Source organism: Streptomyces sp. NBC_00376 (assembly GCF_036077095.1).
Taxonomy (GTDB): domain Bacteria; phylum Actinomycetota; class Actinomycetes; order Streptomycetales; family Streptomycetaceae; genus Streptomyces.
Genome location: NZ_CP107960.1, coordinates 145,462 through 169,630, shown reverse-complemented (window position 1 = coordinate 169,630; position 24,169 = coordinate 145,462). Strand labels below are relative to the sequence as shown.

20 protein-coding genes and 9 pseudogenes are annotated in these 24,169 nt (G+C 68.3%); 17 read left to right on the top strand and 12 right to left on the bottom strand.

Features of this window, described 5'->3' with window-relative positions; translation table 11 throughout:
- Window positions 1–11 precede the first annotated feature (11 nt).
- Window positions 12–329 carry a hypothetical protein gene (locus OG842_RS00910; protein ID WP_266726611.1) on the top strand — a complete coding sequence of 106 codons (318 nt, stop codon included), beginning with the start codon at window positions 12–14 and terminating at the stop codon, window positions 327–329.
- Here OG842_RS00910 and OG842_RS00905 read toward each other — a convergent pair.
- Complete coding sequence (locus tag OG842_RS00905; protein ID WP_323185686.1) at window positions 245–691, bottom strand: hypothetical protein; 447 nt, start codon at window positions 689–691, stop codon at window positions 245–247. The two genes, OG842_RS00910 and OG842_RS00905, sit on opposite strands and share 85 nt — an antisense overlap.
- A 63-nt stretch (window positions 692–754) precedes the next feature.
- The gene (locus tag OG842_RS00900) at window positions 755–1,390 is read right to left on the bottom strand and encodes a flavin-containing monooxygenase (RefSeq protein ID WP_323185685.1); all 636 of its coding nucleotides are present in this window, start codon (window positions 1,388–1,390) and stop codon (window positions 755–757) included.
- 64 nt (window positions 1,391–1,454) lie between these two features.
- Here OG842_RS00900 and OG842_RS00895 point away from each other — a divergent pair, with 64 nt between their 5' ends.
- Window positions 1,455–1,859 (top strand): ArsR/SmtB family transcription factor, encoded by a 405-nt coding sequence (locus tag OG842_RS00895; protein ID WP_266726610.1) that lies wholly within the window; start codon window positions 1,455–1,457, stop codon window positions 1,857–1,859.
- On the opposite strand, the gene OG842_RS00890 is transcribed toward OG842_RS00895, so the two are convergent.
- Complete coding sequence (locus OG842_RS00890; protein WP_266726608.1) at window positions 1,799–2,164, bottom strand: ArsR/SmtB family transcription factor; 366 nt, start codon at window positions 2,162–2,164, stop codon at window positions 1,799–1,801. The two genes, OG842_RS00895 and OG842_RS00890, sit on opposite strands and share 61 nt — an antisense overlap.
- 103 nt (window positions 2,165–2,267) lie before the next feature.
- Between OG842_RS00890 and OG842_RS00885 the strand changes: the two genes are divergently transcribed.
- From OG842_RS00885 to OG842_RS00865, 5 genes and pseudogenes are all read left to right on the top strand, one after another.
- Window positions 2,268–3,662: an NAD(P)-binding domain-containing protein gene (locus OG842_RS00885; RefSeq protein WP_266726606.1), complete on the top strand. Its 1,395-nt coding sequence runs from the start codon at window positions 2,268–2,270 to the stop codon at window positions 3,660–3,662.
- Window positions 3,663–3,726: 64 nt separating this feature from the next.
- Window positions 3,727–4,182 (top strand): ArsI/CadI family heavy metal resistance metalloenzyme, encoded by a 456-nt coding sequence (locus OG842_RS00880; protein WP_266726605.1) that lies wholly within the window; start codon window positions 3,727–3,729, stop codon window positions 4,180–4,182.
- Window positions 4,179–5,462, top strand: a pseudogene (locus OG842_RS00875) (MFS transporter). The gene OG842_RS00880 and the pseudogene OG842_RS00875 overlap by 4 nt, the downstream one beginning before the upstream one ends.
- A 463-nt stretch (window positions 5,463–5,925) precedes the next feature.
- Window positions 5,926–6,228, top strand: a complete 303-nt coding sequence (locus OG842_RS00870; RefSeq protein WP_266726604.1) for a hypothetical protein — start codon at window positions 5,926–5,928, stop codon at window positions 6,226–6,228.
- A gap of 471 nt (window positions 6,229–6,699) precedes the next feature.
- A complete protein-coding gene (locus OG842_RS00865; protein ID WP_266726603.1) occupies window positions 6,700–7,152 on the top strand; it encodes a hypothetical protein in 453 nt (150 codons plus the stop codon).
- A 70-nt stretch (window positions 7,153–7,222) separates the two neighbouring features.
- On the opposite strand, the gene OG842_RS00860 is transcribed toward OG842_RS00865, so the two are convergent.
- Window positions 7,223–7,627: a hypothetical protein gene (locus OG842_RS00860; protein ID WP_266726602.1), complete on the bottom strand. Its 405-nt coding sequence runs from the start codon at window positions 7,625–7,627 to the stop codon at window positions 7,223–7,225.
- Window positions 7,624–8,471: pseudogene (locus OG842_RS00855) on the bottom strand (IS5 family transposase). Before OG842_RS00855 ends, OG842_RS00860 begins: the two are co-directional and overlap by 4 nt.
- Window positions 8,472–8,667: 196 nt before the next feature.
- Here OG842_RS00855 and OG842_RS00850 point away from each other — a divergent pair.
- Both OG842_RS00850 and OG842_RS00845 read left to right on the top strand, forming a co-directional pair.
- Window positions 8,668–9,412 (top strand): annotated as a pseudogene (locus OG842_RS00850) (IS5 family transposase); the annotation flags it as partial.
- A 135-nt stretch (window positions 9,413–9,547) separates the two neighbouring features.
- Window positions 9,548–10,696 carry a CapA family protein gene (locus tag OG842_RS00845; RefSeq protein ID WP_266726600.1) on the top strand — a complete coding sequence of 383 codons (1,149 nt, stop codon included), beginning with the start codon at window positions 9,548–9,550 and terminating at the stop codon, window positions 10,694–10,696.
- A gap of 138 nt (window positions 10,697–10,834) precedes the next feature.
- Here OG842_RS00845 and OG842_RS00840 read toward each other — a convergent pair whose 3' ends face one another.
- Window positions 10,835–11,692: an outer membrane protein assembly factor BamB family protein gene (locus OG842_RS00840; RefSeq protein WP_266733362.1), complete on the bottom strand. Its 858-nt coding sequence runs from the start codon at window positions 11,690–11,692 to the stop codon at window positions 10,835–10,837.
- A gap of 172 nt (window positions 11,693–11,864) precedes the next feature.
- Between OG842_RS00840 and OG842_RS00835 the strand changes: the two genes are divergently transcribed.
- Window positions 11,865–12,125, top strand: a complete 261-nt coding sequence (locus tag OG842_RS00835) for a hypothetical protein (RefSeq protein ID WP_266726599.1) — start codon at window positions 11,865–11,867, stop codon at window positions 12,123–12,125.
- 530 nt (window positions 12,126–12,655) lie between these two features.
- Here the strand turns inward: OG842_RS00835 and OG842_RS00830 are convergent.
- Window positions 12,656–13,090 (bottom strand): helix-turn-helix domain-containing protein, encoded by a 435-nt coding sequence (locus OG842_RS00830; protein WP_266726598.1) that lies wholly within the window; start codon window positions 13,088–13,090, stop codon window positions 12,656–12,658.
- Window positions 13,091–13,646: 556 nt separating this feature from the next.
- Window positions 13,647–13,834 (bottom strand): annotated as a pseudogene (locus tag OG842_RS00825) (transcriptional regulator); the annotation flags it as partial.
- Between the two features lie 315 nt (window positions 13,835–14,149).
- Between OG842_RS00825 and OG842_RS00820 the strand changes: the two are divergent.
- Complete coding sequence (locus OG842_RS00820) at window positions 14,150–14,764, top strand: hypothetical protein (protein ID WP_266726597.1); 615 nt, start codon at window positions 14,150–14,152, stop codon at window positions 14,762–14,764.
- Between the two features lie 321 nt (window positions 14,765–15,085).
- On the opposite strand, the pseudogene OG842_RS00815 reads toward OG842_RS00820, so the two are convergent.
- Window positions 15,086–16,295 (bottom strand): annotated as a pseudogene (locus OG842_RS00815) (IS701 family transposase).
- A 111-nt stretch (window positions 16,296–16,406) separates the two neighbouring features.
- Here OG842_RS00815 and OG842_RS00805 point away from each other — a divergent pair.
- Window positions 16,407–16,663, top strand: a pseudogene (locus OG842_RS00805) (transposase); the annotation flags it as partial.
- A gap of 43 nt (window positions 16,664–16,706) precedes the next feature.
- The gene (yidD, locus tag OG842_RS00800; protein ID WP_323185683.1) at window positions 16,707–17,330 is read left to right on the top strand and encodes a membrane protein insertion efficiency factor YidD; all 624 of its coding nucleotides are present in this window, start codon (window positions 16,707–16,709) and stop codon (window positions 17,328–17,330) included.
- 98 nt (window positions 17,331–17,428) lie between these two features.
- Here the strand turns inward: yidD and OG842_RS00795 are convergent, their stop codons facing one another.
- Window positions 17,429–18,529, bottom strand: coding sequence for an LUD domain-containing protein (locus OG842_RS00795; protein ID WP_328512068.1), 1,101 nt, complete (start codon window positions 18,527–18,529; stop codon window positions 17,429–17,431).
- A gap of 149 nt (window positions 18,530–18,678) precedes the next feature.
- Between OG842_RS00795 and sigJ the strand changes: the two genes are divergently transcribed.
- The 3 genes and pseudogenes from sigJ (at window position 18,679) to OG842_RS00780 (ending at window position 21,360) form a co-directional block, all read left to right on the top strand.
- Window positions 18,679–19,617, top strand: coding sequence for an RNA polymerase sigma factor SigJ (sigJ, locus tag OG842_RS00790; protein ID WP_266726594.1), 939 nt, complete (start codon window positions 18,679–18,681; stop codon window positions 19,615–19,617).
- A 233-nt stretch (window positions 19,618–19,850) separates the two neighbouring features.
- A pseudogene (locus OG842_RS45080) lies at window positions 19,851–20,497 on the top strand (transposase); the annotation flags it as partial.
- 323 nt (window positions 20,498–20,820) lie between these two features.
- On the top strand, window positions 20,821–21,360 hold the full coding sequence (locus tag OG842_RS00780) for an nSTAND1 domain-containing NTPase (protein WP_266733846.1): 540 nt from the start codon (window positions 20,821–20,823) through the stop codon (window positions 21,358–21,360).
- Between the two features lie 67 nt (window positions 21,361–21,427).
- Here the strand turns inward: OG842_RS00780 and OG842_RS00775 are convergent.
- A pseudogene (locus tag OG842_RS00775) lies at window positions 21,428–21,904 on the bottom strand (IS701 family transposase); the annotation flags it as partial.
- A gap of 60 nt (window positions 21,905–21,964) precedes the next feature.
- Here OG842_RS00775 and OG842_RS00770 point away from each other — a divergent pair.
- Window positions 21,965–23,149: an IS701 family transposase gene (locus tag OG842_RS00770; RefSeq protein WP_266726591.1), complete on the top strand. Its 1,185-nt coding sequence runs from the start codon at window positions 21,965–21,967 to the stop codon at window positions 23,147–23,149.
- Window positions 23,150–23,312: 163 nt separating this feature from the next.
- Here the strand turns inward: OG842_RS00770 and OG842_RS00765 are convergent.
- Window positions 23,313–24,095, bottom strand: a pseudogene (locus tag OG842_RS00765) (IS701 family transposase); the annotation flags it as partial.
- Between the last annotated feature and the right edge of the window lie 74 nt (window positions 24,096–24,169).

The window sequence follows — 24,169 nt, the reverse complement described above, 5'->3', positions numbered from 1 at the left end:
ATGCTGGAGGCATGCGGATCGAGGTTGTGGTCGTGAACGAATGCCCGAACGAAGAGCTGGCTGTTGGCCGGTTGCGGCAGGCGCTGGAGGCGTCCGGGCTGCACGAGGCCGATGTCGTCACACGGATGGTCACCGACCAGGCCGAGGCCGAACGCATCGGCTTCACCGGCTCCCCGACCATCCTCATCGACGGTGAAGACCCGTTCGCAGAAGCCGGACGGGCACAGGGGATGGCCTGCCGCCTCTATCGCACGCCCGAAGGCATGGACGGCGCACCTAGTGTCAGCCAGCTGCAACAGGCGCTTACGACCGCCTCCCGCCACTCCTGATCCTGGTTCACCCGGCCACTGCTGTACGCAGTCGCTTCCAGGACGTGTTCGGCATCCCGGCTGACGCCGCGCAGGGTTTTGGAGGAGAAGCTGAGCTGGAACTTCATGCCGACGAAGCCGGGACCCGGGACCGCGGTGGAGAGGCCGCCCCGGTGCAGCGGCGCGCCGTTGGTGTCCAGGGCGCCCGGTCCGGTCAAGTAGGGGGAGACGAGGCGGTGTCCGGTGGCGAGCAGGACCACGTTGACCTCCTCCCTCGTTCCGTCGGCCCACACGACGCCGTCGGCCGCGAAGCGGCTGAACATGTCGCGTCGGTCGACGCCGTGCTGGTCCAGCGCGATGCGGTAGTGGCCGTAATCGAGCACGGAGACGGGCACCTTTACCAGCAGCCGCCGGACCGGCGCGACGTCGAGGCGGGTGTGCTTGAGTCACCAGTGCAGCTCCCGGCCCAGCGGGCGCTGGGGTTTCCATCCGATCGGGCGCCGGGTGGCCAGGGTGGTGTCGGCGAGCGAGCCGAGCTCGGCGGCGATCTGGATCGCGGAATTGCTCCCGCCGACCACGACGACCCGCAGCCCGGCGAAAGCGTCCGGGCTGTGGTAGCCGGCGGCGTGCAGGATCCGGCCGCCGAAGTCCGCCTGCCCGGGAACATCCGGAACGAAGGGTGTGCCGTAGTCACCGGTCGCGGCGATGACCGCCCGAGCGGTGAACTCCCGCCCGTCCTCGGCCCGTACGGACCAGATGCCGTCCTGGCGTGTCACGGAGGTGACGGTCGTCGAGGTACGGATGTCGGCGGACAGGCGGCGGGCGTAGTCGCGCAGGTAGCCCACCACTTCGTCCCGCCGGGGGTATCGGTCCGGGGCGCCGGGGAAGCGCATCCCGGGCAGGGACGAGTGCCGGGCCGGGGAGAACAGGGTGAGGCTGTCGTAGTAGCGCGGCCAGGACCCGCCCGGCTCCGCCGCGACCCCCACCACCAGAACGCGGGTGAAGCCGTGGCGCAGGGCGAGGGCCGGGGTGGCCAGGCCGGACTGCCCGGCACCGATGACGACGAGATCGGCATGATGCATGACAACGTGAACCCTTCACATGAGTCGCCAATTCGGGAAGTGGCGAAATGTTGAGCAGGGTGCGATGACAGAGAACAGTGTCGAGACGTCCGCGATGGATCCGGCGACGGCCGGCTTCCTCAAGGCCCTGGCCAGTGAAACCCTTCAGAAGGTGATGCAGCAGTTCACCGGCGGGATCGAGTTGACGGTCGGCGAGATCGCGCAGCGGTGCGCACTGACGCCGTCGACCGCCTCGGAACACCTGAGCCTGCTGCACGGCGGTGGCCTGGTGGTCTCCCGCAAGGAAGGCAAGCAGGTCTATTACCGGGGGCCGACGGTGCCGCCTTGGCGAAGCGCGTCTCCACGCTCCAGGCGTATCTGGCGCGCTGCTGCCCGCCCGACTGCGCCGGCTGACCTGCCGGCCGTTGGTCAGGAGCGCAGGTCGAGCATGGCGGACATGGCCGCCACAACGGACGGCGCGACCTGGTAGTACACCCAGGTCCCGCGCCGCTCCGAGGTCAGCAGGCCGGCCTCGCGCAGCTTCTTCAGGTGATGGGAGACGGTCGGCTGGGAGACGCCGACGTCGGAGATGTCGCACACGCACGCCTCACCGCCCGGATGCGAGGCGACCTTGGAGAACAGGCGCAACCGCACCGGGTCGGACAGCGCCTTGAACATGACGGCCATCTTCTCCGCGTCGTCCTGCGACAGCTCCCCAGCAGTGATCGGCGGGCAGCACGGCACCACAGTCCCCGCGTCGAGGACCGGCAGCTCCGCAATCTCTGACTTCGACATGTGTCTATGTTGACACTCGTCGATACCCGGTGCAAGCTCCGGATATCGACAGCAATCGAAACAGCTGCCGTACCAGCCGCCTACCTCGGAGGACATCACCGCCATGACCAACACTGCAGACCTGCCGGTCGTCGTCATCGGCGCCGGCCCCGCCGGGTTGGCCGCCGCCGCCCACCTGGTCGAGCGCGGCATCGAACCGCTGGTCCTGGAGGCAGGACCGGCCGCCGCCTCCGCAGTACGTGACTGGTCACATGTGCGGCTGTTCTCCACCTGGGGCGAGGTCACCGAACCGGCCGCAGAGAAGCTCCTGGCCCCGACCGGCTGGACCAAGCCCGACGCGGCCACCTACCCGACCGGCGGGGACTGGGCCGAGCAGTACCTCCAGCCCCTGGCCGACGTCCTGGGCGAGTGCGTCCGCTTGGGCGCCACTGTCACCGGGGTATCGCGCACCGGCCGCGACCGCATCGTCGACGCCGACCGCGAGACCCAGCCCTTCGTCGTCCACTTCACCACCGCCGACGGCGGTGAGGAGCGTGTCTTCGCCCGCGCGGTCATCGACGCCTCCGGCACCTGGACCGCCCCCGGCCCGGCCGGGGCCAGCGGCCTGCCCGCCCTCGGCGAGAAGACGGCAGCCGACCGCATCACCTACCGCGTCCCCGACCTCAAGAACCCGGCCGTCCGCGACCGCTACGCGGGCAAGCGCACCGCCGTCATCGGCTCCGGCGCCTCCGCGTTCACCGCCCTGGCCACCCTCGCCGACCTCGCGCAGGAAGAGCCCGGCACACACGCGGTGTGGATCCTGCGCCGTGGCATCAGCGGCTCCACCTTCGGCGGCGGCACCGCCGATCAGCTCCCCGCCCGCGGCGCCCTCGGCCTGGCCGCGAAGGCCGCCGTCGACAACGGCCACGCCGACGCGGTCACCGGCTTCCGCACCGAGGCCATCGACCGTGACGAGGACGGCCGCCTGATCCTGGCCGGTGAGGACGGACGCCGCCTCGACCCGGTCGACGAGGCCATCGTCCTGACCGGCTTCCGCCCCGACCTGTCCTTCCTCTCCGAGATCCGCCTCGGCCTCGACGAACGCCTCCAGGCTCCCACCGAGCTCGCCCCGCTCATCGACCCCAACCAGCACTCCTGCGGCACCGTCTACCCCCACGGCCACCGCGAACTCTCCCACCCCGAACCCGGCATCTACCTGGTCGGCATGAAGTCCTACGGCCGCGCCCCGACCTTCCTGGCCATGACCGGCTACGAGCAGGTCCGCTCCGTCACCGCCGCCATCGCCGGGGACACCGAGTCCGCCGGCCGCGTCGAACTAACCCTCCCCGAAACCGGAGTCTGCGGCGGCGCCGGACTCTTCGACGCCGCGGCCACCGATCAAGCCGACGCCGGAGGATGCTGCACCACTCCGGCACCCGCACTCGTACAGATCGGCCTCGCCACCTCTCCGCCGACAGCTGCCGCTGCCGACGAACCGTCGTCCGGCGGCTGCTGCTGACCTGATCCCAGCGCCCCGACCCCCGACGGCCGGGGCGCTTCCCCTCTGTGTCAGGAGGATCGTCATGTCCCGAGTACAGCTCGCACTGCGCGTCCCCGACCTTCCCGCCTCGATCGCCTTCTACAGCAAGCTCTTCGGCACCGAGCCGGCCAAACTGCGCGACGGCTACGCCAACTTCGCCATCGCCGACCCCCCGCTCAAACTCGTCCTCATCCAGGGCACACCGGACGAGGACACGCGCATGGACCACCTCGGCATCGAAGTCGACACCACCGAAGCCGTGCACGCCGCTACCACCCGCCTCGCCGACCAGGGGCTGGCGACCGGCGTCGAGAACGACACCATCTGCTGCTACGCACTCCAGGACAAGGTCTGGGTTCACGGCCCCGGCCAGGAACCGTGGGAGGTGTACGTCGTCAAGGCCGACGCCGACTCCCTGGCCAAACAGAGGACCAGCACCTGCTGCGCGGACGCCGTTGCCGAAGCAGGACCGGTCGAGGCCGGTGGCTGCTGCCCGTGACCGAGCTCGACGCCCACAGGGCCGAGACCGGAACCGGGGACCGGTCGCGGCCCCGCGCAGTGCTCCCGGCCCTGTGCATCACACAGATCACCAGCTGGGGAATCGTCTACTACGCCTTCCCGGTCCTGAACCCAGCCATCACCACCGACACCGGTTGGCCACCGGCGCAACGGCAGCCGCGTTCTCCGCAGCCCTGCTCATCTCCGCCTTCGCCGGTATCCGGGTCGGTCGGATCATCGACCACCGCGGCTCGCGCACCGTCATGACCACGGGCTCCGTCCTCGGAGCGACGAGCCTCATCATCACCGCCGCCCCCAACCTGCAGTGTTCTTCGCCGGACGGCTCCTGGCAGGGCTGGCCATGGCGGCCATCTTCTACCAGCCAGCCTTTGCCGCACTGACACGCTGGTTGGCCCCCGACCACGTCCGCGCCCCTCACCATCGTCACCCTGGCCGGCGGACTCGCCTCCACCGTCTTCGCACCCCTTACCGCCACGCTCGCCAACCACCTGACCTGGCGCGCCACCTACACCGCCCTGGCACTCGTCCTCGCCACAGTTACCGTGCCCGCCCACGCCCTGGCGCTGAAAACCCCCTGGCAGATAGCGCCACCCGCACCAGATCACGCCAGCAATTCCGCCACGCCCTGGCGCTGAAAACCCCCTGGCAGATAGCGCCACCCGCACCAGATCACGCCAGCAATTCCGCGACCACGGTGGCGCGCAGCCGGCCATTCCGGATGCTGGCCAACGCACTTACTTTCTCCGCGTTCACCGTCTACGCCGTCGTCGTAGCCCTGGTCCCGCTCCTCCTCGAACGCGGACACACCACCAGTCAGGCCGCCTGGGCACTCGGCCTCGGCGGCGCCGGACAGACCCTCGGCCGCACCCTGTACGCGACACTCGCCCACCACACCGGAGCCACCGCCCGCACCACCACCCTGATTGCACTCGGTGGCGTCACCACCGCCGCACTCGCCTTCACACCCGGCCCCTACATCCTGCTGGTCCCCCTGTCGGCCGCGGCCGGAATGGTCCGCGACAACCTCACCCTGCTGCAAGCCACCGCCTTCACCGACCGCTGGGGCACCACCCACTACGGCCACCTGTCCGGACTCCTTGCAGCACCTGCAACCACCGCATCCGCACTCGCCCCCCTCGTCGGCGCCGCCCTGGCCGCACCACTCGGCGGAACCCCCACCTCTTCGGCGCGCTGACCCTCATCTCCATCCTGGCCGCACTGACCGCTCTACGTGCCGCGCCGCATCCTCCAAAGCCATAGCAGCGCCGACAAGCCGCCCCTTGGGACACGCCACTGCCCCGTGGAGACGAGGCCCCCAGCCTCTGCAAGCCGAATCCGCGCTGACGCCTACCACGGCACGCACGCACGGAGAGTCCAGATCCCTGTCAGACAATCGATTCCCCAGCCTCCTTTGCACGAAAGCCACAGGCCGGACTGCTACTTCGTACCCGCCCCGACCAGCGCATCCCGAGCTGGTCGAGATCCGTTCGGCGCTGGTCGGTGAGCTTCCTGGCGTGCTTGCGGGCGTTGCCGTGCCACTTGCCGAGTTTGACGACCACAGCCCCCTCAACACCGCCCTGACCGCCTCCTCCCGGGCCGTTCTCCATCTCCAAGGTGCTTGGCATGCTTCTGAAGCACCCGCAGGGGGAGCGTGGACCCGCAGCGCGAGGGGTGTCATGATCACTCAGGCGTCCGGCGTGGGTCCGACGCGCAGGGAAGGACTATGAAGCTCTACCTCGCCGTACCTGTTGTTCTGCTGGCGTTGCTCATCGCCGCCTCCGGCGTAGCAGCGGTTTCTCGTGGCTGGGTGCTCCCCGTGAACCGGCGACCGGTCTGCCATCCGCGCCTCTACGGCTGGGGCCAGTTGGTGGTTGCCTTCGCGCTGTGCTGGCAGATGGTCTTCTTGCTGGTACTCAGCGACCCCGACACACGCCAGTGGGGGACCCTGACTGGCAGCGCGCTGCTGCTGACCGGCCTCATCGTGATGATGCTGAGCCATCGCACGGGTCGTGATTCGGCAGAGTAGTGGCACGTCCTGAGGACCGCCATCGACGGCGCGATGCCGGGCCGCTGTACAGACGTCAGCTCAAGGTGCGCCGCCAACCCGGTCAAGCACATAGGGTCCATGTCCTCGGCACCAACAAGGACTGAATCCCGCCTCGGACCGACCTGTCGATGGCACGGCACTTGGGTCCGGAGCCACCGACGGGGCCCGAGGCAGCAGGGGAACCATCAAGATCCGCACGACCGTGGAGCTTGGCGGCCCACTGGCCGCGTCCTGGAGCCGACGCCTTGATCACTCCAGTCACAGCGTGATCACGGCGCCAGGCCGGGGCCCTGTTGCACCAGCGGGTCACAGGCCGCCTGGCTGGGGCCTCACCCAGAGGTCGTTTTGAGAGTATTCGGCAGGTAGCGGTGGGGACTTGATCCTGGCGGACGTTCGTCGGCGACCACTCCCACGATGCTGTACGAGGCAGCGTTGCGCGATACTCGTCCCGTGGAGTGGTTCGAGCAGGCCCGGACAGCGGAACTGCGCCGGGATTGGGATGCGGCCATCGCGTTGGTAAGCGCCCACGCCGAGTGCTATTCCACCGATCCCTGCAGGCACGACAACCACCTGTGGCACATGGATTTGCTCGCCCGTGCGGAACGGCTCTCGGAACTCACAGAGCGTGCTCTCACGGATGTCCACGCACGTCGGAGACTCAACACATCACTTCGCGAGCGGGGAATGGAGGCGGCGCTGCGCAACCGCGCCAAAGACGGTGATCGTGGTGCCCTGTACGTCCTTGTTCAGCTGCTGTGCGAGACGAGTCGGGCCCAGGAGGCCCATCGAGTGGTCCAAGCCTTCGGCCCGAACGATCAGTACGCACACCAGATCATGGCCCGCTTTCGATCGCCATCGAGCGGTGCACAGCGACGCTCGGCACCTGCCGTATCTGACCTATGAAAAGCCGGTTCATGGGGTGCGCCATTCTCGGGTGGGGCCGAGTCAGGGCTGCGGGTCGCGGTGCGGTCGGCTACTGCTTCCTGGTGAAGTTGCCGGTGTTGATCTCGGTGAGGATGTCGAGCTTGACCAGGCGTTTCAGCTTGGCGCGGGTGCCTTCGATGCTCTTCGGCAGCAGTTCGTGGTCGAGGGCTTGGCAGACGTCGCGGGCCCTCAGCGGGCCGGTGGCCTCGTTGAAAACGGCGAGGATGCGGGGGTAATCCGGGTGCTCGGGCAGGTCCGGCGAAGCAATCTGGGTGGGGAGCCGGTCCGCGAGGGCGGTGACGGTCTTCCGGGTGATCGCCAGGTGCTCGAGGTGCGTCACGGCCTCCCGCAGCCGGCCCTGCAGTTCGTCGATCTGCGTGCGAAGGTTCTCGGCCAGGGCCCGCGCGGCGTCCTCCTGGAGGCCGAGAGCGTCGAGGAGGAGTTCGATGTTCACGCCGTCACCGCCGTCGCGTCGCGCCAGGTGGGGGCGCTCGCGCGGTCAGACGGCGGACCATGACGTGGGTCATCGCCCAGTAGACGCGCGAGGCGGAGGAGGACGGACGGTGCTCGTAGTCGCGGACCAGGCGCCGGTGCAGTATCAAGACACCGTAGGTCTGCTCGACTCTCCACCGCTTCGGCTGCGGGACGAACCCCGTCTCCTGCGGGTTACGCTCGACGATCTCGACCTCGATGCCCAGGCCGCTGCCGTGCGTGACGACCTGGTTCTTGAAGCCCTGATCGACCAAGGCCTTCTTGACGGTTGCTCCGGTGTGCTCGGCGACCTGGTTCAGCAGGGCGATGCCCGCGGCGTTGTCGTGCGTGTTCGCGGCCAGCACGGTGACGGCAATGATCAGGCCCAGCACGTCCACGGCCAGTCCCCGTTTGCGGCCCGGCACCCGTTTCGCCGCATCCCGGCCGGTCGTGGAGGCAGGGACCCCGGCGGCCACGCGGACACTCTGCGTGTCCAGCACCACCAAGGTCGGGTCCTCTAATCGGCGGGCCTTCTCCCTCACCTGGCAGCGCAGGAGTTCATGAATGACCTGGTCGGTCCCGTCGTCGCGCCAGAGAGCGAAGTAGTAGTACGTCGCGGTCTTCGGTGGCAGGTCATGCGGGAGATAGGCCCACTGGCAGCCGGTCCTGCTCTGGTACAGGATCGCGTTCACGATCTCCCGCATCTCGTAGGCGCCTTGATGGCCACTGACCGAGCGATGCCGGTCCTTCCACGCGGTAATCACCGGTTCGATCAACGACCACTGCTCGACCGATAAGTCACTCGGATACGGCTTGCGTTCACTCACCCTGCCACCCCAACAGGCGGCAGGCGGCGGACCAGCCGATTCCGCCCACACCCACACCATCAGGCGACCACAGAACCACTCAAAGAGTCACGAACCGTCCTCTCACCCATAGCTGCACCCTGCTCAACTGATCATTTCAGAATGAGTTTGGTTCAGGGGCTTGGCAGTTGGGGCGGTGGGCGGCAAGGTTCTGGATGTGTCGGATGATCTTGTGCCTGATGGCCTGTGGGAACGTGTTGCTCCCCTGCTTCCTCCTCACCCACCGCGGCGTCGGCGGTACCCGCGCCGGGCCGGCGGATGACCGCGCAGCCCTGCGCGAGATCATCTATGTCCTACGCAAAGGCGTGACTTGGGCGGACGTGCCGGCCGAGAAGATCGGCTGCAGCGGGGTGGCGTGCCGGCGACGTCTGCGGGACTGGACCGAGGCCTGCGTGTGGCCCCCGCCTGCACGAGATCCTCTTGGCGTAACTTCCCAGGGCCGGGCTGCTGGACATGGACGATGCCGCGGTCGACGGCTCTCACGTGCGGGCCTTGAAGGGGGGCTCACACCGGACCTTTGCCGGTCGACCGCGGCCGCCCCGGCAGCAAGCACCACCTGATCACCGACCGGCATGGAACACGCCTCAGCGTGTCGCTGACCAGCGGAATCCGGCACGACGTCACCCAGCTGATGCCGCTGCTGGACGCGATACCCCGCACCCGCGGGCGGCGCGGCCGTCCCCGCCACCGGCCGGCTGTTTGCCGACCGCGGCTACGACTACGACAAGTACCGACGACTGCTCCGGGCCCGCGGCATCACGCCGAAGATCGCCGCCAAGGGCACCACCCACGGATCCGGACTGGGCAGAACACGGTGGGTCGTCGAGCGCACCTTCGCCTGGCTCCACCAGTTCAAACGACTACGCACCCGCTACGAGATACGCGGCGACCTCCACCTCGGGCCGCCGCCCCGTGGGCCGCCGAGGAGCCGGTTCGCCGGCCACAGGGGCTCCTGCGCACCGCACACGCACAGCCGCGTGGCGCCCCCGTCGCGCGGGTCCTTCGCTCATCGCCCGAGACGGCTTTAGTGTGGGAGGGTGCACGATGGTGTGGTCACCCTGTTCCTCGGCGGGGACGTGATGCTCGGCCGGGGCGTCGATCAGATCCTCCCGCACCCCGGTGACCCGGCGCTGCGGGAGGCGTACATCCGCGACGCCCATGCCTACGTCGACCTGGCGGAGGCGGCGAGCGGGCCGATCCCCAGGCCGGTCGGATTCCGCTGGCCGTGGGGCGTGGCGCTGCTGGTCCTGGCTGACGCCGCGCCGGACGTGCGGGTGGTCAATCTGGAGACCGCCGTCACCAGTGACGGGGACTTCGCGCCCGGCAAGAGCGTTCACTACCGGATGAGCCCGGCCAATCTGCCGTGCCTGGCCGCGGCCCGGCCGGACGTCTGCGCGCTGGCCAACAACCATGTGCTCGACTTCGGCCCGCGCGGCCTCCACGAGACGCTCGACGCCCTGGCGGAGGCGGGACTGCGGACGGCGGGGGCAGGCCGGGACGAGGTGCGCGCGAGACAGCCGGCGATCGTCCCCCTGGGCGCCGGCGGGCGGGTGCTGGTTTTCTCCTTCGGGATGCCGTCCAGCGGGATCCCGAAGGACTGGGCCGCCACCGGGCAGCGGGCCGGTGTCAACGTCCTCGCGGAGCCTTCGACGGCAGCTGCGGCCGCGTTCGCAGACCTTCTTCGGCAGGTCAGACAACAGGGAGACATCACGGTCGCATCGGTCCACTGGGGCCCGAACTGGGGCTACGACGTCTCCCGCTCCGAGGTCCGCTTCGCCCATGCGCTCCTCGACGCAGGCGTGGACGTCGTGCACGGACATTCCTCGCACCACCCGCGCCCGCTGGAGGTGTACCGGGAGAGGTTCATCCTGTACGGCTGCGGCGACCTCGTCGACGACTATGAAGGCATCGGCGGCTACCAGAGCTACCGGGACGACCTGCGAGTGCTGTACCTGGTCTCGGTGGAGGCGGACACCGGCCGACTGATTGACGCGCGGATGGTGCCCTTGCAGGCACGCAGGATGCGGCTGGAACACGCCTCACCCGAGGACACCGAGTGGCTGCGCGCCGTCCTCGACAGACACAGCCGGGAGTTCGGCACCCGCGTCGACGGCGGGCCCGAAGGCACGCTCACGCTGCGGCCCCTGCGCGCCAGACATCGCACAGGCTCCCCGCACCAACTGTGAGCCCGACGGCACACTCACCCTCCGGCCATCGCACGGAAGGCAGCGGACATGACCAAGGCCGCCCACCCGCCCGAAGATCTTGCGCGGGCCGTTCGAGCAGCTGGCGCGAGGTGTGCGCCGTGGAGGTGTGGGTGATCGTCAGCCGCTGGTCCGGTGCGCCGTGGCCTGCGGCTCACTGCCGAGGCCTGTCTCGTCGTCCTGTATGAAGACACCGGCGAAGCCATTGACGAGGTCGGGGGCCTGCGGTATTGGGGTGGGCCGATCCTGACCTGTGCGGGCATCCAGCATCAGGCCTTCGGAGTTCAGCGACGTGTAGACGACACCGTGCCAGGCCGAGTGGAAGCGGGGGGCGTTCCGATCGCTCGTCGGGAGTTCCCAGAGCTTCTTGCCGGACTCCGCGTCGAGCGCGAACACCCCATTCTGCCCCGCCTTGAACTTGCCGCAGACGACCGTCGTTCTCCCGTCGTGGGAGCACAGATCCGGAACCGTGGCCACGTCGGGGGTCGCCGTGAGATGCCCGGTCCCGATGTCCACGAGCTTCGTGTCGTGCGCGGCCAGGTCACTGCCCAGGGTGATCAGGAGGTGGCGCGGCCCGGCGGAGAGAACGGTCGAGTCGCCTTCGTTATGCGTCCACACCTGCTTGCCGTCCGTCACGCGCAGTCCGTACACCCGTTTTTCGAGTAACTCGCTCAGATCGACAGCTGCGATGACGCCGTCGTGGACAGCGATCACCGCCTCCACTCCGACTGTTGTCTTGCTCCAGAGAACCTTGTGGGTCGTGAGGTCGATGGCCATGAGGTCGCTGCCGTCGACGACGATCGCGATGCCGTTTTCAACGGCAGCGATCTTCAAGTCCACGGACTTCGTGAAACCCAGCGAATCGTCCAAGGGCACCTGAGCGCTCCACGCCTGCTTGCCGGTGTTCGCATCTGCGGCGAGCACCTCGATGGCGTACCGCGTACGGTGGGTGCCAGTGCCGGGCATCTCGACCGGCATCACGGTCGTCGCCAGCCGTGTGCCGCGGACATCGGCGACGACCGGGGGGCCCAGCTTCGGCATCGTGGAGGGTCGCTGCCCCTTCGGCCGGGCGTACGAGTGCTGCCCCGTGGCTACGTCGACGGCGACCAGGCCGTCCTCCGCCGTAACCCACGCAGTACCACCGTCAAGGGTGACCGCTCCGGGCGGCAGAACCAACTCCTGGGCGGCGAACCGGGTCACCGGCTCGTGGCTGCGCAGCGGGGCCGACGTTGCGTTGGTGGACGGTCTGGATGCCCTGGAGGGCTTCTCGTTCGGGCGCTCCGTGCTCTGGTCCACCCCTGAGCAGCCGAGCAGGACGATGGCACCCAAAGCCGTCCAGCCGGCCTGGACACAGCAGTTCCTGCTCATCCGGCGCATCCCCATCCCCTCGGATATCCGTCAACTTCCTTGAAATGAAGCTCTGTTGGTGCCTAGTTGATGCCCGGTCGGGCATCGTGAGGCGCGCAGGCGTCTACGGAGCCCAAAGGACGGCGGAGCGTAGCCGTGCGTCCGTCCGAGCTCGCGGGTGAACCGGACGACACTCGTGGGTGGCGATGCTGCGGGGTGCTGTGCCGGACACCGCGACCCGGCTGTGATCCGCCAGGCACGATCTAGCCTCGCACGGCTACCGCCGCAAGAGCCGAAGAGGCGACTCCTCCGAACACGATGGCAAGCCCGGCCAGTGCAGCGACAACCCTCGTCCTTCTACCGCTTGCTCGTTCGGCACTCGTGGATGTTTCGCCCAATACTCGCGCACGCCGCGATGTTCCGATGATGTGCCGCTCCGGCGACACGCTTCTTCTGTCATGGGTGATGGACAACTTCGACGAGAACGGACGAGCTGGGCTCTGCCTGGTGGCGGAGCCCAGTGCCCCCCGTCCCTGACATCGTGGCGTGCGGTGGCATCCGCGAGTTGGCGATACATGCACCGCTACTTGTGGCTCAGCGCGGCCCTTCCGTATCGGGCACGCTGCCCAGTGCCGTCTGCCTGAGCTCTCTGGGCGGCACACCGTATTTCGCGCGGAACGCCCTGCTGAATTCCGGCGGGCGCAGGAAACCCCACCGGGCGGCGATGGCGCTGATCGGGCGTCGTCGCAGGCGGGGATCGGTGAGGTCGGCGTGGCAGTGTTCCAGCCGACGCCGGCGTATTGAGGCCGCCACGGTCTCCTCCTGCTGCCGGAAGAGGGTGTGCAGGGAGCGCAGAGAGATGTGATGGTGCGCCGCGATGTCCGCCGGGCTCAGTTCCGGATCACCGAGGTTGCGGTCGATGAAGGCATTGACGCGGGCCAGAAGGGCCTGCCGGCGGGTCTCGGCCGGGAGGTCGCCGTAACCATCGATGTGCTGCGCCAGGCAGGCGCCTGCCAGGTCGAGCGCCATTGCCCCCAGTCGGCTCAGATCGTGCGGGTCGCAGTCGGGGCCGTAGGCGTCCAGAGTTGTCGCAAATCGGGAGAGGATTCACCGCGCGCACCGGCGCGCGCCCCGGTGATGTTGTGCACTCGCCGGTTTGCGCAGTGCCGCACCACGATGGCGGGGTCGGCGATGAGCCGCCGTTGATCCTCACCGATGGCTCCGGGGGCTGGGCGGTCCTGGAGGACGCCGAAGCAGGCGCCGGGGCGCACACCGTGGTCCCGTGGTCCGTGGCTCGATTGCCCTGTAGCCCGCTCGAACCGGCACGGGCCTCTGGGAGGGCGCCAGGCATCGCAGTGGTGATCCATAGAGGTCCGACCGGCACGAAGAGACGACGCGGCGTGGGCGCGGTCAGCGAGGGGTGACTGTCGGCATGTCCCAACCGGACCACCGTCCGCATGCTGCGGCAGACGCCGTTGGGGAACCGGAATGGCCGATCGCTTCGCCACTGCCCCACCCACCGTGGCCCGGGGATCCCCGTCCAGTCCTACGAAGCAGCCGTCCCCCTCGCCTCACTCCTTGGTCGAGCAGCGCCCGCGAGCGGCATCACGGCCAGGAGGTGGCGATGCCGCCCTTTCGCGGCGTCGGGGTCGGCTGTGTGGTAGCGCAGCGCAGGACGGATCCCTCCATGAGGACGACGTAGCGGTGACCGTCCTCGTAGAGGAACCGGGAGCGGGCGAGCTGGGCGGCGACCGCTTCGGCGACGTCGTTCGGCCTCCTTGGAACCTGGGCAGGCCACATGTCAAGCAGCGACTTGCCGACACTTCCCACTGCCAGCGGGTGACTAGGTGTCAGAAGATCACCTGCAAGGGCTAATTGTCTTTTAAGTACCCATGCTCAAAATAGTTTTGACGGTTGATCAGTTCCTCATCCGGGCGGTTTGAGGGAGCTCCGCAGACCCGATTGGCCCACCAAAACAAGGATTCCGATTTGCTCGATATGACAGAAATGGGGGGTGTTAGTACGTTCGATCACGCACCGACTGTCACAGCGAGACTGTCTCTGAGTCCGAGAAGGAGAACAAGCGACATGATCATGACCCGTTCCCACGCGATCGCCACGGCCGTCGCGGCCGCCGCGGCACTGACCGCGACCGGTATCACCTACGCCTCCGCGGTCCCCGCCCCCCAGGCCCAGGTGGCCCCGGTCGTCCTCCCTGCCCAGGCCCCCATGGGCGGCGAGGGCGGCAACACGGGCAAGGGCAACGAAGGCAAGGGCAATGAAGGAAACGAGCGCGGCGGTAACGAGCGCGGCGGTAACGAGCGCGGGGGCAAGCGCCATCACGAGGAGGGCCGGATCCACATCAACGAGCGCGAATACTCCGGCCGCCCCGACGGCTGCATCACCGTCGTCAGCGGCCTGGGCGCCAAGAGCTTCAACATCCGCAACGACAGCCGCAACGAAGTTGAGGTCTTCCGCGGAGCCGTGTGCGACAACGGCGCCCCCATCGCCACCGTCGGCCGCTACAGCTCCGCCAACAACATCCGCCCCGGCAAGGACGAGGACGAGAACTGCGAGGAGGGCGAGCACCGCGAGAAGACGCATGACGCAGTGAAGGTCAAGCACGGAGTTGTCGCCAGCTTCCGCGTCATCAAGCGCCACCACGACGAGAGGGGCGAGGGCGGCGAATTCGGCGATTACTAAAACCAGCAACCGCCTGATGCGCATACCAGAGAATCCCGGCCCGCCGTAATCGGGCCGGGATTCTCGTCCGGCCCCCGGCCCAAGAATATCAAGACCGCGGGAGCGCGCGGAGGCGCCGAAGAGGGCGGTGTACAGCCGTACCGACATGGAACGGATCCACGCGCAGCACGCGCCCCCGCCCCGTGACCATGACGTGTCAACTAGTAGGGCTTTGTTAGGTGGTGTCGTAGGGCTGCCATGGGGTGGGTTGTCGGCAGGTGGGGCAGGTTCCGGTCCAGGTGGCCAGCAGATGTTGGAGGAGGTCCAGGGCCTGGTAGAGGGTCAGGCCCTGGCAGGGACTTTTGGGCAGGTCCGCTGTTCGGTCAGGAACAGGTGGGCGGCGGTGACGAGGGTGACGTGGCGGTGCCAGCCGGTGAATGAGCGGCCTTCGAAGTGGTCGAGTCCGAGGGTGGTCTTCAGCTCGCGGTAGTCGTGCTCGATGCGCCACGGTAACTTCGCGAGGCGGACCAGATCCCGGGCCGGGATGTCGGCTGGCAGGTTGGATATCCAGTACTTGACCGGCTCGTCCTCACCCTCGGGCCACTGGGCGATCAGCCAGGTCAGGCCGATGACACCGTCGGGAGCGGGCTTTGGACGGCGTCCCGCGAGCCGGATGCGCAGGAACACGAAGCGGGAGGTCATCGCGGCTTTGGAGCCCTTGCGCCAGGTGACCGTCACCGCTTTGTCGCGGCCGGCGGCCAGGACGTGTTCGCGCAGGCTGAGTGGGCGGGTTCGGTAGCGGGGCAGCGGCCTGGGACCGAGCCCACCGTAGGGCGGCTGGTGGGGCTTGGCCGCCTCGGCATGAGCGGTCAGTTCGCCCTTGACCTGCAGTGCGTAGGCCAGGCCCCGGTCTTCCAGCGCGTGCCGGAAGTCGGCGTTCGCGCCGTAGCCGGCATCCGCGACCAGCACCGCGGGCCACAGTCCGACCGCTGCCAGTTCGTCGAGCATGTCCAGCGCGAGCTGCCACTTCGGCCGGTGACGCTCTTCGTCGGGGATCCGGCAGTGGGCCCGCCGGTCCGCCGCTTCTGGGCTGTCCCAGCTCTGGGGCAGGAACAGCCGCCACGAGAGCGGGCAGGATGCGGTGCCGGAGGCGGCATGGACGCTGACGCCGATCTGGCAGTTGCCGACCTTGCCCAGGGTGCCGGAGTACTGCCGGGCCACCCCGGGCGAGGACACTCCGTCCTTGGGGAAGCCGGTGTCGTCCACCACCCACACCTGCGGACGCACCACCCCGACCGCACGGCGGGCCAACCCCGCGCGGACTGTGCCCACCGGCCAGGTCGAGGACGTCATGAACTGCTGCAACTGCTGATGGTCCACACCCAGACGCCCAGGCGATCGGCTGCATCGACTTCCGACGCCCGTCCAGCAACAGACCCCGCAGATACAACCGGCCCTTCACCCGCTGGTCAGCACGTCTCAGCGAAGCGAACACCTCCCCGGCGAACTCCTCCAACCGGCCACGACACAAAGCGAGTTCATCCGCCCTCATACCAGCAGGAAACCACCAGGGGCCGCCGCCTGCCCAGACACGTAACAAAGCCCTACTAGTAGTGTTTCGTTACCTTGAGTGATCTTGCCTGGTCGTGGGCATCATCAGGGTGTGAAACTGGGGGATGTCGAGCGGCTCCGGGGCGAGTTGGCGGAGTTCGTGGGTGATGTGTTCGGGTCTTTGCCGCGGCGGGATCAGCGACGGTGGGGTGCGTGTTATCTGCGGGGTTTGATGCTGGACGGTCGGCGTAAGTCGATCCAGCCGATGGCCGAGCGGCTGCCGGAGGGGAACATGCAGGCTCTGCAGCAGTTCTGAACCAGTCGCCGTGGGATCCGTTGCCGGTGCGGCGGCGGATCGCCCGGAGACTGTCCGAGGTGTGGTTTGCCGACGCGCTTCCCGGCGCGGATCGTCATGCCGGGCTGGTCAGCTCAGCGCCGACGACTGCCGCCGCCATCGAGCTGCGCCACGTCGCCCCGGCCAACCTCTGGAGTGACTTGGGCGCTGCGGCAAACTGGGCTTGCCGAACGTGTTCCGCCGGGTCGCCAGGGCCCCTCGGGCGAATCCTCAACCGTCCGTAGGATTACGGCGAAGCCGAAGAAAGGGGCAGGCCAGGTGGCAGGGCGACGCAAGGGCAGCAGGGACAGCAGCCGAAAGGAGAACTGCGGCGACATGTGCGCCGACAGCTGCTTCTGGAACCGTACGTGTTGCCCCGACATGTGGCTCGTCTCCCTTCTCCTCGTTGTCCTGCCCCGGGCGGCCGGACTCCCGAGGTCCGTTGGTGAAGACCCGGCGGCGCCCCGTCCGAGCGGCAGGGTGGCAGGCGCGCTGTATGAGGCCGTCCGGCGCTACCGCACAAAGGCCAGTCCACTGCTGCCCGCGTGCTGTCCCTACACGCCGAGCTGCTCCACCTACGCAGTCAAGGCGCTGCACCAACATGGTGCGCTGCGTGGTGGCCGGCTGGTTCTGGGGCGTCTCCTGCGGTGTCGGCCGGGAGCTGCCCAGCGGCGGGGAGGCCGCGATCCGGTGCCTGGCTGACAGGCCGGGATGCGGTATGGCACATGAACGGATTCGGTAGGACGTCCTCGTGGAAGTGACTGGCTCCGATCCCGTTAGCCGAACGGAACCCGGCCGGGTCAGTATCCGATGGCTTCCCGGAGAAGCAGCACGGTGCCGCACCCCGGGCGGGGTTCCGCGTTGAGGATGAGTAGGCGGTTGACGGCGCTGGGCATCCCGTACACGGCCTGGGCACGGGCGCCCTCCAACGGCAGGGCGTGTTCCTCGACACGGCACAGCGCTGTGCTCAGGTCGGGCACCACCTTCTGCGCGCCGACGATCCAGATCGCGTGGGCGGCTCCGCCCGCGTTGGCCGGGAGTTGGCTGCCGCTTCCGGAGGCGAGAACGAGCGAGCCGGTCTCGGTGACCGCGGCGACGCTGTTGATGACGAAGTCGGGGCAGGCGACCAGCCTTCGGATCTTGTCAGCGCCGGTGGCGCGGTCGATGGCCAGGATGCGTGGCTTGATGGCGTCGTACTGGCCGCCGGCGTTGATGTCCTCCTCGATTCCGGACAGTCGAAGGGTCTCGCTGGCTCCGGTGAGCACGCCGGCTCCCTCGGGGACCAGGTCCTTGACGCGGGCGCGCGCTTCTGCGGCGTCGTCGAGGATCTCGGCGGCGAAGCCGTTGGCACGAAGCGCGGCGGCCACCCGCTCCAGTCGTTCGGCCGATGCCGGGGAGACGAAGGATCCGGCCTGAGCCGGGGTGGCCGTGGACTCTGCCGGGTCGGTCCCGGAGCCCTGCACCGGGTGGGGCGCCGCTCCCGCCAGCGGTGAGGTGTCGAGGTACCTGACCTCGTACACCCGCTCGGCGAACTTCCAGCCCTCTGCGGTGCGCCGGTAACGGTCGTGGTAGACGGCGTAGTTCAGCCCCTGACGTCCGTCGAGGGTGCGCGCGAGTTCTTGGATGTAGGCGCGGCCGGTCGCGGTGTCGCCATCGAGCAGGATCGTGCCGGGGTGTGTGGTCTGTACGAAGAAGTCCCACTGGCTCTGCAACCGCTCACCCCCGGCACGGATCTCCTCGCGGCCGACCAGCTCGACGGGGATGTTGGGCATGCGCAGGGCACCATCCGCTGTGAACAGCGATGCCAGGCGAGGGCGGTCGCGCATCATCGCCGCGTCGGTGAACTCGCCGCGCAGCGCCTCGATCTCGACGCGGTCCGCGACGGCCTGGAAGTCGTTCATCGAAGTCTCCTCTTCGTCTTGTTGTCGTTCCCACCGTTACGACAACGCAGCTCTTCAGAATGTGAGGCGCGCGTCGGCCTCACATTTCGGTGCGCTGCCTTGTCGTAACGGGTAACGGCACAGAAGCGAGCAGGGGAGACAGTCAGACCATGTCCACCAGAGCCGAGCACGGCGACGATCAGATTGATCCCGGCCTCAGCGCGATCATGAGCGAGCGGCGCCGGCTGATCAACCTCGCCTATCGGCTTCTCGGATCCCTCGCCGACGCTGAGGACGCCGTGCAGGAGACCTACGCCCGCTGGTACGCCCTGTCCGCACGTGAGCAGCAGGCCATCGAGTCGCCCGGTGCCTGGCTGATGACGGTCGCAGGCCGCATCTGCCTGAACCTGCTCGGCTCGGCGCGGGCCAGGCGGGAGACGTACGTGGGCGACTGGATCCCGGAGCCACTGCCCGAACCCACGGAGTGGATCAACGGGCGCTCCGGCGCCGACGGGAGCGATCCGGCCGATCGGGTCACCCTCGACGAGTCGGTGACGATGGCCTTCCTGGTCGTCCTCGATTCGATGACCCCGGCCGAGCGCGTCGCGTTCGTCCTGCACGACGTCTTCCGCTACCCCTTCGGCGAGGTCGCCGAGATCGTCGGCCGCACTCCGGCGGCATGCCGCCAACTGGCCTCGTCCGCCCGCCGTCGCATCCGAACCGCGCAGCCTGCGGCGGGCCCGGTTACCGGGCAGGCCGGCATCGTCAGGCAGTTCAAGACGGCGTGGCAGGCCAAGGACATCGACACCCTGATCAGCCTGCTCGACCCCGGCGCCACCGCGACCGCCGACGGCGGCGGGCTGGCAGTCACCCACCTGCACCCGATCGTGGGCGGTGAGCGGATCGCACGCGCCTACGCCGAGATCGCCCGTGTGGCGGGCGACCGCACCACGTTCCTGGAGCGCACGGTCAACGGCACGCCCGGCTTGGCAGCGCTGCAGGACGGCAAGCTCGTGACCGTATTCGCGTTCGAGGTCGTGGGCGACCGGATCAGACATATCTGGGCAGTGCGAAACCCCGAGAAACTCCAGCCCTGGCGGTTCGGCTGAGGAGCACCCACATCTCGAACACGTCTTACTGGTCGCTGATCCGCTCCTTGAACACCTTGCGGTACTCCGACCGACGCGTGCAGCAGGTGGCTCGCAGCAGCGTGGAGACGAGAAATGCTTAGGACTTGTGGATCAGCTCCTCGGGAGCGCGCGAAGGGCGTACCTTCCCGGATGATTGATCGACCAATCACCGAGTGGGCCCGCTTTGCGGCCCGGGCCGGGAAGGCATGCCCGTGCTCAGCGCAGTGAACGCCGACGGCAGTACCAAGTCAGGTTTTGTGATCGACGAGATCGTCCGCGAGGGCGCCCGACGAATGCTCGCCGCCGCGTTGGAGGACGAAGTCAACCGGTACCTGGCCGAGTTGGCGGCTGAGACGATCGAGGCCGGCCACCGCCTTGCGGTCCGCAACAGCCATCACCGGTCCCGCACCGTGGCCACCCCCGCGGGACCGGTCGAGGTCACCGTCCCGCGGGTGAACGACAAAGTGCGTCGAGTCGGCGACCGGCGAGCGGACGCGGTTCTCCTCCGAGATCCTGCCGCCGTGGTGCCGCAAGTCACCCAAGGTCAGCGAGGTCCTTCCTCTGCTCCTCTGCTCCACCTGCATGGGCTGTCGTCGGGGGACTTCGTCCCGGTGCTGGAGTAGTTCCTCGGCCCGGCGGCCGGGCTGTCGCCCGTGACCGTGACAGGGCTGACACAGCAGTGAAGCGACGACCACGACACTTTCCATCAGCGCGGCCTCGCCGCCAGTGACTTCGTCGACGTGCGGGCGGACGGGGTGCACCCGAAGGTGCGGCTTGGAAGGCGCACTCGCGCGTGCTGGTCCTGCCCGGGGTGCGGCTGGACGGCGCCAGGGAGCTGATCGTGCTGGAGGAGGGCCTCCCGCAGATCCCGGCCCGTCATACAAACCCCTTTGGTGATCACCTGGAACCAACCTATGCCCGCCACATGGGCCTTCAAGGACAGCATCCCCCGACTGACGGATGCGGACACGACGCGTCTTCCCGCCCTTCGCAGGCAATCCACTGGTGTTCCCCGGACCATTCGAGGTGGTCCGGCCGAGTATGCGAGCGGGACAACTGCGTGCTGCCGACGGGCCGTTGGCGCCCTGGCCGTGAATGTACGGGGGCTGACGCACTGTCACTGTGGAGGCCGCTGGACTACGGTGAGGTCTGGATCGCGCGCAGACATGAAAGGGGAATGGAGTGGACCAGGAGCTGCCCGAAGCCGAGACGCGGGCAAGTTCCCCTGGTGGTGAACGACGGCTCCGCTCAGAGCGGGCCGAGGACGTGTGCCCCTTTCCCGGTCTGGCCTCCTTCGGCCCTGGGCAGGCGCAGTGGTTATTCGGCCGGGACGAACTGCTCGCACGGCTGATCACTCGTCTCGGCGGGCGACTGCACTCCGGCGGCGCGGTGGCGGTCGTCGGCCCGACGGGCGTGGGCAAGTCGTCGTTGCTGGCAGCTGGTCTCCTCCCCGCGCTCGCCGCTGGTGCCATTCCCCGCGCGGAACGCATGCCGCATTTTTGCTTCACCCCCAGGAACCACCCGATGCAGTCCCTGGCTGCCTTCCTGGGATCCCTCGCGGGCATGTCACCTGACAGCCTGGCGACGGCGCTGGCGGAGGACCCGGAGGGGCAGGCGGAAGTTCTCCGAGAGGTGATCCGGGCGCGGATCAGCGGCGGGGGCACTGAAGACTGCCTAGTAGTGCTTGGTCATGTTGGTGCGGGGTCTGGCATGTTGCGGTGACAGGTGGGGCAGGCGCCGGTCCAGATCGCGAGGAGTATCTGCAGCTCGTGGACGACTCGGTAGAGGCTCAGGCCGACGCCGTCTCTTTTGGGGATCGGCTCAGTCGCTGCAGGGTGCAGAAGGCGTGGGCGACCGAGACGAGGGTGACGTGGTGGTGCCAACCTGGCCAGGTTCGGCCTTCGAAGTGGGCCAGGCCCAGGGCCTGTTTCATCTCGCGGTAGTCGTTCTCGATGCGCCAGCGGAGCTTCGCGGTGCGCACGAGGACGGGCAACGGGGTGGTTGCGGGCAGGTTGGAGAGCCAGAACTGCACGGGCTCGTCCTGGTCGGCGGGCCATTCGGCCAGCAACCAGCGGATCGGAAGCTCGGTGGTGGCCGTGGCCTTGCGGATCTCGCGTCCGGCGGGCCGGATCCGCAGGGCCACGAAGCGCGAGTACATGCGTTTGTGCCCGCTGCGGCCACTGCCCGGCCGTGATCCCTCCCTCCACTGCACCGGCCGCGCGGAAGACTTTCCGGCCGCGATGACCAGGCTCTTCACCCTCCGGGCCGGCTAGTACTGCAACGGTGTTTGCTGTGACGGGTAGGCAGGTCGATCGTTGGTGTTGTCATGGGTGGGGATCTTGCTGAGGTCAGGTCGTGGGCCGGTGAGTTGGGTGCGGTGCAAGGGCGGTTTCTTCACCGATTCGGCAGATCGGAGCCTCGTGAGTCAGCTCTTGCCTATATGCGGGGACTCGTAGCCCCGTTGCAGCGGAAGAACGGCTGGACGCTGGCCGAAGAAGCCGGCCACGCAGGTCCGGACCGCATCCACCGGCTGTTGAACCGGATCGAGTGGGACGCCGACGAGGTTCTGGACGATGTGCGTGACTACGTGGTCGAGCATCTCGGCGATCCTGGTGCGGTGCTGATCGTGGACGACACCGGCTTCCTGAAGAAGGGCACCGGTTCGGCCGGGGTGCAACGGCAGTACTCCGGCACCGCGGGCCGCACGGAGAACTGCCAGGTCGGTGTCTTCCTCGCCTATGCGGCCCCGCTCGGACGAACGCTGATCGACCGCCGTCTGTATCTGCCTGCCTCCTGGACGGACGACCGAGAGCGGTGCCGCCGGGCCGGCATTGACGACGAGGTCGGCTTCGCGACGAAGGTGGCGATGGCCAAGGAGATGGTCCGCCGCGCGATCGCCGGCAAGATCCCGTTCCGCTGGGTGACCGCAGATGCCGGCTACGGCTACAGCAAGGGCTGGCGCTCTGAGCTGGAACAGGCGGACGTCTTCCACGTCATGGCCACCACCCGCCACGACACGGTCGTCACCCGCTGGGCCATCGACCACCCCGTGAGCGATCTATTTCCCGCCCTGCCCCGGCAGAAATGGAAACGCCGCTCGTGCGGCCAGGGCTCCCACGGGCCCCGCGTCTATGACTGGGCACGCGTCGAAGTCCGCCCCTGGCACCGGCCCGACCGCCGGCATTGGGTGATCGCCCGTCGCAGCGTTGCCCGTCCCCAAGAGCTCTCCTACTACATCGCCTACGGCCCGGCCGACGCCACCCTGGACGAGCTGATCCACATCGCCGGGAGCCGCTGGGCGATCGAGGAATGCTTCCAGACCGCGAAGCAGGAGTGCGGCCTGGACGACTACCAGGTCCGCCGCTACCCCGGCTGGCACCGCCACATCACCCTGGCCATGGCCGCCCACGCCTGCCTCACCGTCCTGCGGGCCCGCCAGCTCGACACCGGGAAAGCAGAAACGGATCCTCCCAGCTCATCCACCTCAGCCTCGCCGAGATCAGACGCCTGATCCACCGCCTCACCAACCGACGGCACGCACCCGTCGACCACATCCTGCACTGGTCGACCTGGCGCCGAAAACGACAACACCAAGCCCGAACCAGCCACTACAAACAACGAGGCCACGCCCCACCGACTGACCACCCGTCACGACAAACACCGTTGCAGTACTAGGGGTAGGCAGGAACCGGCCGTCTGCCCCGGCCTGTGCAGGCCGGGGCAGACGGCTGTGCGTCCTCGGGCTGTGCGGTGGTCGAGGTCGAGATGCCCACCACGTAATCGAGACCGCGTTCTTCCAGGCCTAGCCGGAAGGCGGCGGTGTCACCATAGCCGCCGTCGGCGATGACCTGGGGCACCTCGATGCCCCAGGACCGCGTCTCGTCGATCATGTCGAGGGCCAGCTGCCACTTCTCGACATGGCCCACCTGGGCAGGGATGGCGCACTTGCCACGGCGGGCCACTTTGGCCTGATCGGCCTTCGGCGAGGCGGGATCCCAGCTCCCGGGCAGGAACAGACGCCAGTTCACCGCCGCCGAGGCGCCGTTGGAAGCCAGGTGCAGCGACACCCCGGCCTGGCAGTTGGTGACCTTGCCCGCAGTGCCGGTGTACTGCCGGGTCACACACGCCGACGCATCCCCGTCCTTGAGGAACCCGGTGTCATCGATGATCGACGCGGTGGGCTTGACGACCGGCTGCATACGCCAGGCCAGACGGGCCCGCACATGCGCCGCATCCCACGGGCTGGAGGTGATGAAGTGGGCCAGCGCCTGCCGGTTCCCGTCTTCGCCCAGGCGGGCGGCCATCGGTTCCACCGACTTGCGCCCGCCGTCCAGCAGCAGGCCCCGCAGATAGACCCCACCCCACCGACGCTGATCCGCTCGCGCGAACGGCTCGAACATCTCCGCCGCGAAGTCCTCCAGATCACACCGGACCGCAGCCAACTCCCCACTCAGCACGTCCTGTCAACGACACGCCCCATCAAGAAGACACGCCATCGCAGACCGCACATGACCAAGCACTACTAGGGACT

Bases quoted from the DNA above. Each gene is read 5' to 3' on its own strand.
- OG842_RS00910 (WP_266726611.1), top strand. From the start codon at position 12: ATGCGGATCGAGGTTGTGGTCGTGAACGAATGCCCGAACGAAGAGCTG.
- OG842_RS00900 (WP_323185685.1), bottom strand. From the start codon at position 1,390: ATGCATCATGCCGATCTCGTCGTCATCGGTGCCGGGCAGTCCGGCCTG.
- OG842_RS00895 (WP_266726610.1), top strand. From the start codon at position 1,455: ATGACAGAGAACAGTGTCGAGACGTCCGCGATGGATCCGGCGACGGCC.
- OG842_RS00890 (WP_266726608.1), bottom strand. From the start codon at position 2,164: ATGTCGAAGTCAGAGATTGCGGAGCTGCCGGTCCTCGACGCGGGGACT.
- OG842_RS00885 (WP_266726606.1), top strand. From the start codon at position 2,268: ATGACCAACACTGCAGACCTGCCGGTCGTCGTCATCGGCGCCGGCCCC.
- OG842_RS00880 (WP_266726605.1), top strand. From the start codon at position 3,727: ATGTCCCGAGTACAGCTCGCACTGCGCGTCCCCGACCTTCCCGCCTCG.
- OG842_RS00870 (WP_266726604.1), top strand. From the start codon at position 5,926: ATGAAGCTCTACCTCGCCGTACCTGTTGTTCTGCTGGCGTTGCTCATC.
- OG842_RS00840 (WP_266733362.1), bottom strand. From the start codon at position 11,692: ATGCCGGTCGAGATGCCCGGCACTGGCACCCACCGTACGCGGTACGCC.
- OG842_RS00830 (WP_266726598.1), bottom strand. From the start codon at position 13,090: ATGGCGCTCGACCTGGCAGGCGCCTGCCTGGCGCAGCACATCGATGGT.
- OG842_RS00820 (WP_266726597.1), top strand. From the start codon at position 14,150: ATGATCATGACCCGTTCCCACGCGATCGCCACGGCCGTCGCGGCCGCC.
- yidD (WP_323185683.1), top strand. From the start codon at position 16,707: ATGCCGGGCTGGTCAGCTCAGCGCCGACGACTGCCGCCGCCATCGAGC.
- OG842_RS00795 (WP_328512068.1), bottom strand. From the start codon at position 18,529: ATGAACGACTTCCAGGCCGTCGCGGACCGCGTCGAGATCGAGGCGCTG.
- sigJ (WP_266726594.1), top strand. From the start codon at position 18,679: ATGTCCACCAGAGCCGAGCACGGCGACGATCAGATTGATCCCGGCCTC.
- OG842_RS00770 (WP_266726591.1), top strand. From the start codon at position 21,965: ATGGGTGGGGATCTTGCTGAGGTCAGGTCGTGGGCCGGTGAGTTGGGT.